The sequence below is a fragment of the Antricoccus suffuscus genome (assembly GCF_003003235.1).
GTDB classification, from domain to species: Bacteria; Actinomycetota; Actinomycetes; order Mycobacteriales; family Antricoccaceae; genus Antricoccus; species Antricoccus suffuscus.
Window position 1 is genome coordinate 52,540 of sequence record NZ_PVUE01000017.1, and the last position, 14,601, is coordinate 67,140.

The following is a 14,601-nucleotide window of genomic DNA, read 5'->3' on the forward strand; positions in this document are numbered from 1 at the left end:
ATCACCGATCCTAAACGTCGATGGAGCACAACGGACGCCACCGCCCGTCGTGCTCCATCGATAAGTCCGACTAGCTGTTGCCGACCAGTCCGGAGAGCTTGCGATAAGGCACGACCGTGTCGATCAGACCGTAGGCTTTGGCCTCTTCTGCGGAGAAAATCTTGTCCCGCTCGATGTCGTTGCGGATCGTCTCGATGTCCTGCCCCGTGTGCCGGGCCAGCATCTCCTCGAGCATCACGCGCATCCGGCCGATCTCGTTGGCCTGAATCTCCAGATCCGAGACGTAGCCTTCGCCCCCGCCAGACGGCTGATGGATCAGGATCCGCGAGTTCGGGGTCGCGCCGCGCTTGCCCGGCGTACCGGCCGCCGCGAGCACCGCCGCGGCCGAGGCAGCCTGGCCAAGGACGAAGGTCTGGATGTCGCAGTGCACGAACTGCATCGTGTCGTAGATCGCCGTCAGAGCGGTAAACGAGCCGCCCGGCGAGTTGATGTACATCGTGATGTCGCGGTCCGGATCGTCCGATTCCAGCGTCAACAGCTGAGCCATCACGTCGTTGGCCGACGCGTCATCGACCTGTACGCCGAGGAAGATGATGCGTTCCTCGAACAGCTTGTTGTAGGGGTTGGACTCCTTGACGCCGTACGACGTGCGCTCCACGAACGACGGCAGGATGTATCGGCTCTCGGGCATCGAATGGCCCAACTTGCTATTCATATCGTACTGAGTCATGTTGTCGTCTTTCTCTAGCGACGTCCGCCGGACGGAAGTTGTTCGGCGCGGGACACGATGTGGTCGACGAAGCCGTATTCTTGGGCCTCTTGCGCCGTGAACCAGCGGTCGCGCTCGGCGTCTTCGGTGATCTTCTCGACCGACTGTCCGGTCTGTTCGGCGATGAGCTCGGCCATCTCCTTCTTGGTGCGCTTGAACAGGTCGGCCTGGATCCGGATGTCCGACGCCGTGCCCTGCACACCGGCGGACGGCTGGTGCATCATGATCCGCGCGTGGGGCAGGGCGTAGCGCTTGCCCTTGGTCCCGGCCGAGAGCAGGAACTGCCCCATCGATGCGGACAGCCCCATGGAGTACGTCGCCACGTCACATTCGATGAACTGCATCGTGTCGTAGATCGCCATGCCCGCGGTGACCGAACCGCCGGGCGAGTTGATGTAGAGATGGATGTCCTTGTCCGGCTCCTCAGCGGCCAGCAGCAGCATCTGCGCGGCGAGCTGGTTGGCGACATCATCGACCACGGCCGAGCCGAGGAACATGATGCGTTCACGCATCAGGCGCTCGTAGACCGAGTCGGAGAGGTTCATGCCGTTAGCGGCGGAGGCCATTGATGGCACCGACCGCTGTGGTTCGTTGGTAAATGGAGAACTCACGTATTCCTGCCTTCCGCGGGTATGAGTCACGTGCTGAGAATCAAGCTGATTATTTGATCTGCTAGGACATTAACGCGCTTTGCTACGCAAAGAGTCCCGAGAACGCCGTCGTTCGCTATCAGCGCACGAGCATTCTCGGGACCCTTGTCGGCTACGCGGACTACTTGTCCTCGGTGGTGGTCGGAATCTCGGCGCTCACCGCGGAGGCGTCGGCACTCTGCGGTACGTCGTCGGTCGGATCAGCATCAACGCTTTCGGCGTCCACGACCTCTGCCCCGTCATCACCCACGTTGACCGTCTGGCCGAGCGACTTGGCCGCTTCGGCCTGGATTGCGTCGAGGTCGAGCACCTTGCCGGACTCTTCCTTCACGGTGGCGCCCTCGAGGATCTGCGCGAGCGCCTTGTTGCGGCGTACATCCGAGACCAGCGCGCCGACCTGATTGGCCTTCGCGATCTCGTCGGCGAACTCCTGCGGCGCCATCTGGTAGCGCTGCGCCTGCTGCACGAGGTACTGCGTCAGCTCGTTGTCGTCGACACCGATCTCTTCTTTGTCCGCGATCGTGTCGAGCAGCAGCTGGGCGCGCAGCGACTTCTCGGCGTTCTCCTTGGTTTCCGCGTCGAACTCCTCGCGAGTCTTGCCCTGCTCGTCGATCCACTTGTTGAGCGCTTCTTCGTTGTGATCGAACGAATGCACCGCGTCGTGCTCACGGGCCTCGACCTCGGCCTTGAGAGCCGCCTCGGGAAGGTCAAACTCGACCTTCTCCAGCAGCGCCTCGACGACCTTGTCGCGTGCCGCACCAATCCGCTGGAAGTCCTTGACCCGCTCTAGCCGAGTGCGCAGATCGGCCTTCAGCTCGTCCAGCGTGTCGAACTCGCTCGCAAGCTGCGCAAAGTCATCATCGACCTCGGGGAGCTCTTTCTCCTTGATCGACTTGACCGTCACGGTCACCTCTGACTCTTCACCGGCCTTGTCGCCCGCGACGAGGGAGGTCGTGAAGGTCTTCTCCTCGTCCACGGACAAGCCGATCAGTGCCTCGTCGATGCCCTCGACAAGCTGGCCGCTACCGATCTCATAGGAGAGGCCGCTGGCCGAGCCGCCCTCGACCTCTTCGCCGTCAAGCTTGGCGATCAGGTCGATCGAGACGAAGTCGCCGTCCTGCGCGGCGCGCTTGACGCCGGTCAGCGTGCTGAATCGGTCGCGCAACGACTCGACCTGCTCGTCGACCTCGGAGTCCTCGACCGCGACGTCGTCAACGGTGACCTCGACGGAGGAGTAGTCCGGGATCTCGATCTCGGGGCGCACGTCGACCTCGGCGGTGAACTTGAACTCGTTGTCTCCGACCTCGTCGACCGCGACTTCAGGCTGCCCGAGCGGGTGTAGCTCCGCCTCCTGCATCGCCTCGGTGTATTTGTCGGGCAACGCGGAGTTGATGACCTCGTCGAGGACGGCGCCGCGCCCGAGGCGCTGCTCGAGGACTCGCGGCGGAACCTTGCCCGGGCGGAAACCTGGCACGCGGACCTGCGAACCCAGTTTCTTGTATGCCGCGTCGAAGCTGTCCTTGATTTCATCGAAGGTTACTTCGACGGCCAGCTTTACCCGAGTGGAGCTCAGGTGGTCGACGGTGCTTTTCACAGGGTGTCTCCTAGGGGTTGTGCGCAGCGGTCGTGTACTGATTGGTTAGACATGCTGGTTCGTGTTGAGATGATGCGAATGACAATCGGACGAGCGAGCCGCCACGCGCACGGCAAAATGCACACTTTCAGCAGTGCTCGACCGCCGAGTCTATGTGTTAACACCCGACGTTGAACAAGAGAGGTCGTCACAGATTATGTGTTTTGCGCCCGATGCCACCCCGCCGCCCCTGCCCAGTGGTGCCCAGCCGATCCCCGGCGAGGACCTCAGACTGACCTCGACGGACGGTACGTCGTACCTTGCCTACCAGGCGAAGGCCGCTAGCCCGACCGGCTCTGCGGTGGTGATTCTTCCTGATGTGCGCGGGCTTTTCGGCTTCTACAAGAACCTCGCGTCGTACTTCGCCGCCGCCGGCATCGACGCAATCGCGATCGACTATTTCGCCCGTACGGCGCCCGACGACAATCGCGCAGGCGAGTTCGACCCCTGGCCCCATGTGCGCCAAACCACCACACCGACGGTGCGTGCCGACATCGCCGCGGCTAAGGCCCACATCAGCGAACTGCCCCACGTCACGTCCGTCTTCCCGGTCGGATTCTGTTTCGGCGGCGGGCACGCGTTCGCTCTGGCCGCCGCCGGTATGGGGTTCGCGGGGGTCGTCGGCCTCTACGGTCGCCCGTACGCCAACTCACAGGACAGCCCGAGCGCCATCGAGGTCACCGACCAGATGGACTGCCCGCTGCAAGGATTCTTCGGCGGCGCGGATGCCGGCATCCCGGTAGACCTAGTTGGCGAGTTCGACGACGTACTCACCGACTCCAAGGTGCCGCACGAGATCAAGATTTACGACGGCGCGCCGCACAGTTACTTCGACCGCTCGTCGGCCGAGTGGGACGACATCTGCCAGGACACCTGGACGCGGATGCTCAACTTCATCTCGACGAACACCGCCGCCTAGCGCGTCAGGTCGGTTCCTCCAACACCACCCGTACGCCGAGCAGTCGCACCGGCCGGTCGAGGTCGAATCGCTCAAGGACGCGCAGCGCGCCGCGGCGTACGTCCTCCGGGTCGGTGGTCGGGGCTGGAAGCTTCCCGGTCTTGGTTCGGGTGAAGAACGATGCGGTGCGCACGGTCACGCCGACATGCGTAGCGACGCGGCCGTCCCTGAAGGCCTCGGCCGCCACCTCGCTCGCGATCTCGGTGACGTGCGCTTCGATGTCGTCACGTTCGGTGAGGTCGACCGGAAAAGTGGTTTGCTTGCTGGTCGACTTCGCCACCCGTGGCTCGGTCTCGATCCGCGTGTCAAAGCCACCCTTGGCGAGTTGCGTGAGGTTCGGTCCGATCGTCGGGCCGAACCACTGGGCCAACGCCCGTGGATCTGCGCTGGCGAGTTCGGCCACGGTCTTCAGGTCGTGAGCGGCGAGCTTGGCTGCCGTCCGCGTGCCTATCCCCCATAACTCTCTCGTCTGCCGCTCACCCATGATTGGCATCCAGTTCGCCGCCGTCAGCTGGTAGACGCCGCCGGGTTTCGCGAAACCGGTCGCCATCTTCGCCCGCTCCTTGGTGTCCCCGATCCCCACCGCACAAGACAATTCCGTGCGTTCGAGGACCCGCGCTCGGATGTCGTTAGCGAGCCCGACCGGGTCATCGGTCGTCGCACCGACGAACGCCTCATCCCAGCCCCAGACCTCGACCGGAAGCTCGAAACTGCGCAACGTGTCCATCACCTCTTCGGAGGCTGCGTCGTACGCCGAGTGGTCGGCCGCAAGGAATACCGCTTCCGGGCACTTGCGGTACGCCGCCCGTAGCGGCATTCCGGAGTGCACGCCGTACTCGCGCGCCTCGTACGACGCGGTGGCGACGACCTGCCTGGCCTGAGTCGGATCGCCGGACCCGCCGACCACGACTGGTAGCCCGCGCAGCTCGGGCCGCCGCCGGATCTCCACCGCTGCGACGTACTGGTCGAGATCGACGTGCAGGATCCAAGCCTGCATCTGCGGAGCGTCTTCGGTCACCTAGTAAGCGTCTCACTCGCACCGAATCAACGGTCGGACTCGCAGCACAAATTGACCCCGACCCATATCGCGGATTCGCAGTCGACAACTCGATAGGCTGAATTCACACGCGATCGACAGGAGGCTGACGTGGCTCAGACGACAGCGGCCGGGACGACGGTCGGCGAAGTGATGGCCGAGCTGGCCGAGCTCGAAGACCCGAGGGTCCGCGAGGTCAACGCCAGACACGGTGACGACCACGGGGTAAACCTCACCAAGCTGCGCACGGTCGGCAAACGGCTGAAAATCCAACACGACCTTGCCCGCGAGCTGTGGGAGACCGGTGATACTTCGGCACGACTGTTAGCAATTCTGATCTGTCGTCCGAAGGCGTTCGCACGTGATGAGTTAGATGCGATGCTGCGCCAAGCGCGCACTCCTAAAGTGCATGACTGGCTCGTGAACTACGTGGTGAAGAAGAGTCCGCATGCCGAGCAGTTGCGCCTGGCCTGGTCCACGGACGTCGATCCGGTCGTCGCGAGCGCCGGCTGGGCGCTGACCACCGAACGTGTCGCGAAAAGTCCCGAGGGTCTCGACCTCTCAGCTCTGCTCGACATCATCGAGGCGCAGATGAAGGACGCCCCGAGTCGCCTGCAGTGGGCGATGAACCATTGCCTGGCGCAGATCGGGATCGACCATCCAGAGCACCGCGCTCGCGCCATCGACATCGGTGAGCGCCTGGAGGTGCTCAAGGATTACCCGACGCCACCCAACTGCACCTCGCCGTTCGCTCCCATCTGGATCACAGAGATAGTGAACCGAAAGAGCGGTAAGTAGACGAGTCGACGCATTCGCTGATTGTGTGGAAGATCGACGTACGCATGCGTACGCCGATCTTCCACACAGTCGTGGTCGGGGTGACAGGATTCGAACCTGCGACCCTTCGGTCCCAAACCGAATGCGCTACCAAGCTGCGCTACACCCCGATGACCGACGCATTAGTGTAACCGGGCGTCAGACCCGCTAACGCGCAGACCCATCGCCGCGCTGCGCATCGCCTTCATAGTGGGCGAACCCGAATTACAACGCTCAAATTTGCACAAGGTAGAGTCTTGGATGCCCGACGGCCGAGACGGCTCACGCGGGCGCTGCGGATGTAGCTCAATGGTAGAGCCTCAGTTTTCCAAACTGATGACGCGGGTTCGATTCCCGTCATCCGCTCCAGTCCCGAAACCCCGCGCCGATTTGGCGCCGAAAATCCCGTCGTATTCGCGCTCAGTAGCGTTTGTAGATCGCGCCGAAAACGCCGACGATGGCGAGGCTCGAGGCGATCAGAAACACGTAGGCACCGATGCTTGTGCCCTCCACTCCACCGCGGACGAGGTTGACCACGAGACCGATCGACCGCAGACCGAGCACGGCCACTCCCAGGATCGCGAACGTATTCGCAAGTTCCGTGGACTTCGCAGATACGACGAGATACGGGTCGTTGCGCGTGACTCGTCCGCACACGACGCCGATCGCGATCGCGGCGGCCAGCAGCGGAGCCGATACGAAGAACAGCGGTGAGAACAGCAGAACCATCGGTATGTTCCAGCCGATTTCGCTGTCCCCCGGCGTCCACGGCAGGCACATCGCGACGATGGCGAGAATCGCGCCGGACATCCCCAACCAGGCCCCGAGTCGCGGGGGCCGAGGCGGCCGGGGCGCCTCACCGGCTGGATCGCTCAGGTCGTACGACGCGGCATTCGAGTCCGGCACAATGGCGCGTCTGCGGCGGGGTCTGTTCACGGCCCATCCCTTCGATATCTGGATTCCTTATCCTGATATCGATCGCGCTATACCGCGAGGGGCAACCGCCTACCTGTGGATAAGCCGCAATTCGCAGTTACCGAGGCGCGCTCACAGGCTCAGGCTTGGCCGTCGCGGCGGACTGCGGCGTACCCGGGAGAAGCCGTCGGTGATCGAACGGGTTGAAGTCGGCACCCACGGCGTTGATCGCATGCCGCGCGACGACCTGCTGTTCGGTCACGGTCCGTTCCGAACGTCCACGCCCGATGAAGCTGACAAACCAATGCAGCAACGTCGTCACTCGGTTCTTAAACCCAATGATGTAGACGAGGTGCAGCACCAGCCACATCATCCAGCCGATGAACCCAGAGAACCGAAGCTTGCCAACGCTGACGACCGCACTGAACCGAGAGATCGTCGCCATACTCCCCTTGTCGAAGTACTTGAACGGCCGGTGCGGAGTGTCGCTGAACCGGCCAGTCGCGAGCCGCGCCATGATCGTCTTCGCGGCGTGCCGACCACCCTGGATGGCAACTTGCGCGACACCAGGCAGGTTGTCGAGCGAGATCATGTCGCCGACTACAAACACCTCGGGGTGGCCGGGAAGCGTCAGGTCGTCGTTGACCGCGATCCGTCCGGCGCGGTCGAGCTTCGCGCCGGTCTGACCAGCGAGCGTCTTGGTGAGCGCGTTTGCCTGTACGCCGGCCGCCCAAATCATGCACGACGACTCGATGCGGTAGCGACTGCCGTCGGCGCGTTCCACCTCGAGACCGGAGCCGTCGACGTTTACCACCTTCGAGTTGAGCTGGACGATGACGCCCATCTTGGCCAGCCGCTTCATCGCCTTGTCACCGAGGTGATCGCCAAAAGCACCGAGTACGCCGGGTGCTCCGTCGAGCAGGACGATGTTTGCCCGGCTCGGGTCGATAGCGCGAAATTCCTTTGTCAGAGTGCGATGTGCGAGCTCCGCAATCTGCCCCGCCATCTCGACGCCGGTAGGCCCGGCACCGACGACAACAAACGTCAGGTACCGGTCGATCTCGACGGGATCGGTTGACAGCTCGGCCATCTCGAACGCACCGAAGATCTTGCCGCGAATCTCGAGTGCGTCGTCGATGCTCTTCATGCCTGGCGCGTTGTTCGCGAAATGGTCGTTACCGAAATACGACTGCCCCGAACCGGCCGCCACAATCAGCGAGTCGTACGGCGTTGTGGTCGCCCGGCCCAGCTCGAACGAGGTCACCGTCCGCCCGGTCAGGTCGACGTCGCGTACGTCGCCGAGCAAAACCCGCACGTTGCGCTGCTTACGCAGTACCTCACGTGTCGCCGGTGCTATTTCGCCCTGCGACAAGATGCCGGTCGTCACTTGGTAGAGCAGCGGCTGGAACAAGTGGTGCCCGGTGCGGCTGATGAGTGTCACGTCGACATCGGCCTTCGCGAGCTTGCGGGCCGAGAACAGCCCGCCAAAACCCGATCCGATAATCACGACGCGGTGCCGAGCGGTGGTAGTCATGACTCCAATTGTCCCCTCCTGTGCAGGCCATTCGAGGAATTCACGGTGGATGACGCGCACCTCACATGAGTACACAACGGTATTCCGCGAGTTGCGCCAAATCGCCCTCCGGCGAGTCGCGTCTCACGCGACTGCTCGACAAATGGTTTGGCAATTCGGCGTACGGACAGCACGATGGTGTTCATGCCATCTACCTATCTGCCGCCGCACCTGGCCACGCCCCAGTTCACGGAATGCACCGCGCAAGATCAGGAGACCTTCAGCGCGGCCATGTTCAAAGGGTTTCATGAAGAGCCTTCTCAGGAAGAGAAGGACGTTTTGGGCGCGGTGTGGGACGCGGACCGCCATTTCGGCTTTACGGTGGACGATCGCTGGATAGCCACCGCAGGGTCGTTCGCGCGCACAATGACGGTGCCCGGTGGGAGCGTGCCAGTGTCGGCGTTCACTGCCGTAACCGTTGCCGCGCCGTACCGCCGTCGGGGGCTGCTGACCCGAATGATGCAGCACGAACTCGACACGGCGTACGCCGACCGCGGCGAGCCCATCTCAATCCTCTGGGCGTCCGAAGCGCCGATATACGGACGATTTGGCTTTGCTCCGGCCGTCATGCGCGCCCGGCTTCTCGCCGAGACGCCCGCCATGGGATTCCTTCCACAGGTCGACTTCGGCGACGGCTCGGTCGATGAAGTCAGCCACGAGACTTTTAGTACTGCTGCCAAGGCGATCCGCACGAGACTGCTCGCTGACGAACCGGGTGCGCTCAACCGCGACGACGACTGGTGGGCATGGACGCTGTTCGACCCGCCGGCTTGGCGCAAGGGCGCGACACAGTACAAGTGGATCCTGCACTACAACCGGTCCGGTACACCGGACGGCTACGCCTACTTCCGCGTCAGAGGCAAGAACGACGTAACCGGACCGCAGAGCGAAGTGCAGATCCACGAGGTCGAAGCTGCGACCCCGCAGGGATATGCCAGCCTGATGCGCTACCTCATGCAGATCGACCTCACCCGTTCGTTCAAGATGCGCAATGCGCGGCCCGATGAGCCGCTGCGACATCTGCTCAGCAACCCGCGGGCCCTGCGCACCGAGATCTCTGACGGCATTTATGTGCGCATCGTCGACGTTGCCGCGGCGCTCGTCGCGCGGAAATACCTGAGTGATGTCGACGTCGTACTGGAGATTGAGGACGTGCAAGTTCCCAGCAATAACGGGAGATTCCGGCTCGAGGCTGGCACGGATGGCGCGAAGGTCACTAAGGCGCGTCGTAAACCAGACCTATCGTTGAGCGATCTCGAGCTTGGCGCCATCTATCTTGGCGGCGTACCGCTGAGTGACCTGCACCGAGCCGGCCGAGTGATCGAGCACAAGAAGGGCGCGGCCGCTACGGTGTCGGCGGCATTCGGCTGGCCGCGGGCCCCGTGGTGTGTGGACAACTTCTAGCGGCCTATCGCGGCCCTGACTACACGCACCTGTATCCGAGTCTGACTCCACTCGGCCGTTGAAGCAGTGCTAGTCGTGTTGCGGTGGTGGGTCGGTGTCGGCGGGATACGTGAGGTATTTACGGCCGGCGGGGCTGGTCCATTCACACGACGCGTCGTCGTGGAGTGTCACTCGCCAGTTGGTTTGGTGTTTCAGCCGGTGGTGGCGACGACAGAGAGCGATCAGGTTGCAGTCGCCGGTCGTGCCGCCGGTCCCGTCGGGTCGGTGCGGGTCGATGTGGTCGACGTCGCAACGTTCGGCTGGGCGGGTGCAGCCGGGGAACCGGCAGGTCTGGTCGCGGGCGATGATCCGGCGGCGCATCTGTGCCGGTGGCCGGTAGATTTTTGTGCCGACATCGAGAACCGCGCCGGTGTAAGGATCGGTGATGACCCGTTGCCAGCGTGCATCCTGTGCGAGGTAGCGGGCCAGGTCGGCATCGATCGGCCCAAGCCCCTCGATCGCGGCGACCGCCCAGCGGTGCGGGTCCTCCGGGCGCGTTTCAGCACCGAGCGTGTCGGTGGCTTCAGAATCGTTCGTGCCCGCATCGTTCGTGTTGGCACTGTCGGTGTCGCCGCTGTTGGTGTTGCCGCCGGGTCGACTCTGCGTTTGGCCGGCACCGCCCGCATCGCCCGCATCGTCCGAGGCGTCGGCACCATTCACGTCTCCGGTACCGCGCGTGCCGGTTTCGGTGCCTGCGAGGTCGGACCCGGCTAACAGGTGGGCGGGGATCGTGACTTTGATCGTGACCTCGGGTATGCGCGGGACGGTGAAGTTGATGGTCGCTGCCAGTCCCCGGATCGTCTCCATCACGGCGGCGGCTTCGGTGGACTCGCTCGGGTCGGTGATCAGGTACTGCCCGTCGGCGTCCCACGCCGCCGCGCCGGGTATCGCCCCGCCGTAGGCGGGGTGCCCGGCGGGGCGGATCATCGCCGCCGGCCCCAGCACACACGCCGCCAGCGCATCGAGACGCCGCTGCTCATGCGTGCGGTCGTCACCCGGCAACGCGCCGCTGCGCGCGAGGTCATCTAACGCTGTGTCCAGGGCGCGGGCGCACGCGATCGGTAGCCGCCCGAAGATCCGCGCGGTGATCGAGTCACTATCGAACGCGACGTACCGGTCCCTGTTGGCGCGGGCGCGGCGTTGTTTCTGTTTACTGGTGCCGGTGACCGCGATGACCGCTTTCTCGATACGCCGCGCGAACTGGCCGGGAGTGTCGGTGTGCGCGTGCGGCAGGACCCGTGCCGTGACTTTCTCCAGTTCGGTGTCGGTGAGGTCGGTGGTGTGCTCGGTGAACAGGTCCAGCTTGTGCGCGGTCATTCCGCGGTACGGGTCTCCGTCGGGGTCGAGACTGGCGACCGCTACGGCGTAGTGGCGGGTGTAGTAGCTGGCGGTGGCGAGCTGGTTTTTCGCCGTACCGGTACTCAGCACGTCGCGGCGGCGAGTTCGGCGGCGGCGAGGTCAATGTTCTGCAGCCATGTGTCGGACCCGATGTCGGGGCAGTCGGCCCCCGCATGGCGGCGGGGACCACCCGGCACGGCGGAGGGGTCGATGAGTTGATAGTCGGCGGTACTGAGCAGCACACTGCGCAGGGCGAGCTTCTCCCGGTGCAGGAGTGCTTCGGCGTGTTCGATGTCGACCAGTTGGGTGAGGGTCGCCGCGAACGTCTCGGCCTTCGTGACCGGGACGGGCGACTCGGGCAGGTCGAGGCGCGGTTGCTCCCGTTCCACCTGGACCTTGTTCCTCGTACGCATGTGCTATATCGTATCGCGCCGGGGTGCGTTACCGCAAGACCTGAGCGGGTCTTCTTTCCTTGTATATCAGAGTATTTTGCCGCGTACGGCCGAGACAATTGCCGCGGATCGCCGGGTTATTTGCCGCGGATGACGGGGACGTGTGGGTGTGCTGCCGCGAGCGGACCGTGGGTACGACGTCACAGACGGTCAGGCAGGCTGGCAGACCGCGCAGTAGTACAGCCGCCGGCCCGCGGCGAGCTCCACGCTCACCGGCGTACCGCAGACGCGGCACGGCAGGCCGTGACGACGGTAAACGTAGTACTGGTCCGCGGGATGCACGGTACGACTGCGCGAGTCGCGGTCCGCGGCGGCGGTCGTGATGATTCGGCCAAGCCGCACCCCCGAGCGCATCAGTGTCTCCAAGTCCATCCAGAGCGCGGTCCACTCCTCCGCGGCTATCCGGTTGCCTGGACGATGCGGCGCGATACCGTGCCGGAAGAGCACCTCGGCGCGGTAGACGTTTCCCACCCCGGACACGACGGCCTGATCCATCAGCAACTCGCCGATCGGCCGGCCACTGTTCGCGATCTTCGCGTACGCCGCCGCCCCAGACAGTTTTGTGTGTAAGGGATCTTCGCCTAGTCGTTCCGTGAGGCGCTTCAGTCCCGCACCGTTGAGCACTTCGCAGGTCGTCGGACCACGCAGTTCCGCCCAGTGCTGTTCGCCGAGCAGCCGGACCCGCACCATTCCGCGGAGCGCAGGTGCCGGAAGGTCACCGCTTGCCCACTTGCCGTAGAGCCCAAGGTGCACATGCATCCACAAGTCCCGCGCGGCCGGCGCGTTTTCATCGCGGCGGAACCGATGCAGCGTGTGCTTGCCGATCGCGGTGACGTTAACCAGACAAGCGCCGTCGAGCAGGCCGGCGCCATGCTCGAACTTTCCCTGCGGGCTGTCGATTCGCAGCCGCTGCCGGCCAAAGTACCTCTTGTGCTCGCGCGCCACCCGCTCGGCGATGTGTCCTTCCGGCATAGTGCCGCCTTCCTCGTCATATGCGTGTGCGACGTACGCCGCTATCCTCGGACTGTGAGCGACCAAGCGAACTCCGCGGCAAAACCTGGTCCGGGCGCCAACCGGCGGGTACGGCGCCGGGCCTCCACCTCGAGGCCCGCAGCGCCGTCGGACACACCTGCGCGCTCGGAGCCGCGCGATCCGGTCCGCGAGCGTCCGGAGCCACGCGACTCATATGACCACGCAGAGGGGCACAAGGACAACGAACGAGGAGTCCGCGCGTTGATCGCCAGCGGGCCCTCACAGATCCCACGGATCACCACGATGCGCACCCGCGACATCAACCGGCCCACCGACGAGGAGATCGCCGCGGCCGAGTCGGAGGTCGAGATTGTGCGGCGCAACTGGAAACCGCCGGCGCGCTAAGGCCTCTAACTACTAAGCGATCTACGCGTGTTTGGCCTCGTAGTCGGTGAGCAGGTCGATACGACGCTGGTGGCGCTCTGCCCCACTCCACGCGGTAGCCAAGAAGGTATCGATGATCTCTGCGGCTTCCTCCAACGAGTGCATCCGTGCACCAATCCCCGCCACCTGAGCGTTGTTGTGCTCGCGGGCGAGCGCGGCGGTCTCGCGGTTGTAGACGAGCGCCGCGCGGATGCCTGCGACCTTGTTGGCGGCCATCTGCTCGCCGTTGCCGGAGCCGCCGATCACGACACCGAGACTGCCCTCGTCATCACGCACCGCCTCGGCAGCCGCGATACAGAACGGCGGGTAGTCGTCCTCCGCGTCGTACTCTTGCGGACCCAGGTCGGTCACGTCGTGGCCACCGCCGCGAAGATGCTCGAGGAGGTAGTTCTTCAGTTCAAAGCCGGCGTGGTCACAGCCAAGATAAACGCGCATGCGCCAAGGGTACTGGCCGGTCGCGAGTGGTCCTAGAGGCAAGCAACCGAACAAGCGCTCGGGCAGTTACGTTAGATTGTCTGGAGTCTCACCTAAGGAGCTCCGCGAACAATGACTGATACTCCAGGCCTCGACCTCGACGTACTGACGGCCTACCTCAAAAAGCACGCCCCCGCCATGGCGGAGTCGCCGATCACGGCAGAGCTCATCGTCGGCGGCAAGTCCAACTTGACTTACATGATGCAGACCTCGGCCGGGCGGATGGTGCTACGCCGCCCACCGATGGGTCACGTGCTCGCCACCGCGCACGACATGGGCCGCGAATACAAGGTGCTCACCGCGTTCGCCGGCACGAAGGTCCCGGTGCCGCACTGCGAGTTGATCTGCGAGGACACCGACGTACTGGGCGCGCCGTTCTACATCATGCAAGCGGTCGAAGGCGATGCAATCAAACGTGCCGACGAGCTGGAAAAGCGCGGTGTCGAACGCACGAAGGCGATTGTCGAGCGGCTTATCGACACGATGGCCGACATCCACACCACGGATCCGGCCTCCATCGGCCTCGATCAGTTCGGCAAGGCAGACGGGTTCGTGCTGCGCCAGATCAAGCGCTGGACGAAGCAGCTCGAGTCGTCCAAGAGCCGCGAGCTACCCGGCCTTGAGCAGCACATCGAAAATCTGCTGGCCGCCTGCCCCGCCGATACCGGACACGGAATCGTGCACGGTGACTATCGCCTGGACAACGTGCTCGTCGACGGCAACGACCAGATCACCGCCGTGCTCGACTGGGAGATGGCGGCACTAGGCGCACCAACCTGCGACCTCGCGATGATGATTGCGTACGGCGACCGCACCAAGGCGATGACCGGCGACGCTGCCGACGCCGTCACCAATGTCAGCACCGCGGCGGGCTACCCCTCCAGCGACGAGATCGTGGCCCGCTACGAAGAGCGCACCGGCGAGAAGACGCGGCACTTCGACTTCTATCTCGCGTTCTCGTTCTTCAAGCAGGTCGGCATTCTCGAAGGCATTTACTACCGCTACCAAGCCGGTCAAACCGTCGGACCCGGTTACGACAGCATCGGCGACATGGTGCCGATCCTTCTGGAGAAGTCCAAGGAAGCGCTGGCCCGCAACTAAGCGGAGCGGCTCGGGCCAGCGCCGGGA

15 protein-coding genes and 2 tRNA genes are annotated in these 14,601 nt (G+C 64.1%); 6 read left to right on the forward strand and 11 right to left on the reverse strand.

The annotated features are described in order from the left end of the window. Positions 1-70 precede the first annotated feature (70 nt). The 3 genes from CLV47_RS16970 to tig form a co-directional block, all read right to left on the reverse strand. Positions 71-730 (reverse strand): ATP-dependent Clp protease proteolytic subunit, encoded by a 660-nt coding sequence (locus CLV47_RS16970; protein ID WP_272946807.1) that lies wholly within the window; start codon positions 728-730, stop codon positions 71-73. Between the two features lie 14 nt (positions 731-744). After that, on the reverse strand, positions 745-1,380 hold the full coding sequence (locus tag CLV47_RS16975; RefSeq protein ID WP_474863647.1) for a ClpP family protease: 636 nt from the start codon (positions 1,378-1,380) through the stop codon (positions 745-747). 160 nt (positions 1,381-1,540) lie between these two features. Then, on the reverse strand, positions 1,541-3,013 hold the full coding sequence (gene tig / locus CLV47_RS16980) for a trigger factor (protein WP_106350268.1): 1,473 nt from the start codon (positions 3,011-3,013) through the stop codon (positions 1,541-1,543). Between the two features lie 196 nt (positions 3,014-3,209). Here tig and CLV47_RS16985 point away from each other — a divergent pair, with 196 nt between their 5' ends. Then, positions 3,210-3,971, forward strand: coding sequence for a dienelactone hydrolase family protein (locus CLV47_RS16985; protein WP_106350269.1), 762 nt, complete (start codon positions 3,210-3,212; stop codon positions 3,969-3,971). A gap of 4 nt (positions 3,972-3,975) precedes the next feature. Here the strand turns inward: CLV47_RS16985 and CLV47_RS16990 are convergent, their stop codons facing one another. Further along, complete coding sequence (locus tag CLV47_RS16990; protein ID WP_202862654.1) at positions 3,976-5,028, reverse strand: DNA polymerase IV; 1,053 nt, start codon at positions 5,026-5,028, stop codon at positions 3,976-3,978. A 129-nt stretch (positions 5,029-5,157) separates the two neighbouring features. Between CLV47_RS16990 and CLV47_RS16995 the strand changes: the two genes are divergently transcribed. Beyond that, a complete protein-coding gene (locus CLV47_RS16995) occupies positions 5,158-5,844 on the forward strand; it encodes a DNA alkylation repair protein (protein ID WP_106350271.1) in 687 nt (228 codons plus the stop codon). 72 nt (positions 5,845-5,916) lie between these two features. On the opposite strand, the gene CLV47_RS17000 is transcribed toward CLV47_RS16995, so the two are convergent. Next, a tRNA-Pro gene (locus CLV47_RS17000) sits at positions 5,917-5,993 on the reverse strand. Positions 5,994-6,157: 164 nt separating this feature from the next. Between CLV47_RS17000 and CLV47_RS17005 the strand changes: the two genes are divergently transcribed. Beyond that, a tRNA-Gly gene (locus CLV47_RS17005) sits at positions 6,158-6,231 on the forward strand. Positions 6,232-6,282: 51 nt separating this feature from the next. On the opposite strand, the gene CLV47_RS17010 is transcribed toward CLV47_RS17005, so the two are convergent. Both CLV47_RS17010 and CLV47_RS17015 read right to left on the reverse strand, forming a co-directional pair. After that, positions 6,283-6,798, reverse strand: a complete 516-nt coding sequence (locus CLV47_RS17010) for a hypothetical protein (protein ID WP_146135416.1) — start codon at positions 6,796-6,798, stop codon at positions 6,283-6,285. A gap of 97 nt (positions 6,799-6,895) precedes the next feature. Then, positions 6,896-8,311, reverse strand: coding sequence for an NAD(P)/FAD-dependent oxidoreductase (locus tag CLV47_RS17015; protein WP_106350274.1), 1,416 nt, complete (start codon positions 8,309-8,311; stop codon positions 6,896-6,898). A gap of 183 nt (positions 8,312-8,494) precedes the next feature. Here CLV47_RS17015 and CLV47_RS17020 point away from each other — a divergent pair, with 183 nt between their 5' ends. Next, positions 8,495-9,754 (forward strand): GNAT family N-acetyltransferase, encoded by a 1,260-nt coding sequence (locus CLV47_RS17020; protein WP_170111126.1) that lies wholly within the window; start codon positions 8,495-8,497, stop codon positions 9,752-9,754. A gap of 69 nt (positions 9,755-9,823) precedes the next feature. On the opposite strand, the gene CLV47_RS17025 is transcribed toward CLV47_RS17020, so the two are convergent. The 3 genes from CLV47_RS17025 to CLV47_RS17035 all read right to left on the reverse strand — a co-directional run bounded on the left by CLV47_RS17025 (position 9,824) and on the right by CLV47_RS17035 (position 12,555). Continuing rightward, on the reverse strand, positions 9,824-11,221 hold the full coding sequence (locus tag CLV47_RS17025; protein ID WP_106350277.1) for an HNH endonuclease signature motif containing protein: 1,398 nt from the start codon (positions 11,219-11,221) through the stop codon (positions 9,824-9,826). Then, the gene (locus CLV47_RS17030; protein ID WP_106350278.1) at positions 11,215-11,544 is read right to left on the reverse strand and encodes a hypothetical protein; all 330 of its coding nucleotides are present in this window, start codon (positions 11,542-11,544) and stop codon (positions 11,215-11,217) included. The genes CLV47_RS17025 and CLV47_RS17030 overlap by 7 nt, the downstream gene beginning before the upstream one ends. A gap of 189 nt (positions 11,545-11,733) precedes the next feature. Next, complete coding sequence (locus tag CLV47_RS17035) at positions 11,734-12,555, reverse strand: Fpg/Nei family DNA glycosylase (protein ID WP_106350280.1); 822 nt, start codon at positions 12,553-12,555, stop codon at positions 11,734-11,736. 54 nt (positions 12,556-12,609) lie between these two features. Here CLV47_RS17035 and CLV47_RS17040 point away from each other — a divergent pair, with 54 nt between their 5' ends. Next, positions 12,610-12,960: a hypothetical protein gene (locus tag CLV47_RS17040; protein ID WP_106350281.1), complete on the forward strand. Its 351-nt coding sequence runs from the start codon at positions 12,610-12,612 to the stop codon at positions 12,958-12,960. Between the two features lie 21 nt (positions 12,961-12,981). On the opposite strand, the gene CLV47_RS17045 is transcribed toward CLV47_RS17040, so the two are convergent. Continuing rightward, the gene (locus CLV47_RS17045) at positions 12,982-13,434 is read right to left on the reverse strand and encodes a ribose-5-phosphate isomerase (RefSeq protein ID WP_106350283.1); all 453 of its coding nucleotides are present in this window, start codon (positions 13,432-13,434) and stop codon (positions 12,982-12,984) included. Between the two features lie 111 nt (positions 13,435-13,545). Between CLV47_RS17045 and CLV47_RS17050 the strand changes: the two genes are divergently transcribed. After that, the gene (locus tag CLV47_RS17050; protein WP_106350284.1) at positions 13,546-14,574 is read left to right on the forward strand and encodes a phosphotransferase family protein; all 1,029 of its coding nucleotides are present in this window, start codon (positions 13,546-13,548) and stop codon (positions 14,572-14,574) included. Positions 14,575-14,601 lie beyond the last annotated feature (27 nt).

Coding starts and splice junctions, on each gene's coding strand:
- CLV47_RS16970 (WP_272946807.1), bottom strand. CDS start 730: ATGACTCAGTACGATATGAATAGCAAGTTGGGCCATTCGATGCCCGAG.
- CLV47_RS16985 (WP_106350269.1), top strand. CDS start 3,210: ATGTGTTTTGCGCCCGATGCCACCCCGCCGCCCCTGCCCAGTGGTGCC.
- CLV47_RS17015 (WP_106350274.1), bottom strand. CDS start 8,311: ATGACTACCACCGCTCGGCACCGCGTCGTGATTATCGGATCGGGTTTT.
- CLV47_RS17020 (WP_170111126.1), top strand. CDS start 8,495: ATGCCATCTACCTATCTGCCGCCGCACCTGGCCACGCCCCAGTTCACG.
- CLV47_RS17030 (WP_106350278.1), bottom strand. CDS start 11,544: ATGCGTACGAGGAACAAGGTCCAGGTGGAACGGGAGCAACCGCGCCTC.
- CLV47_RS17035 (WP_106350280.1), bottom strand. CDS start 12,555: ATGCCGGAAGGACACATCGCCGAGCGGGTGGCGCGCGAGCACAAGAGG.
- CLV47_RS17045 (WP_106350283.1), bottom strand. CDS start 13,434: ATGCGCGTTTATCTTGGCTGTGACCACGCCGGCTTTGAACTGAAGAAC.
- CLV47_RS17050 (WP_106350284.1), top strand. CDS start 13,546: ATGACTGATACTCCAGGCCTCGACCTCGACGTACTGACGGCCTACCTC.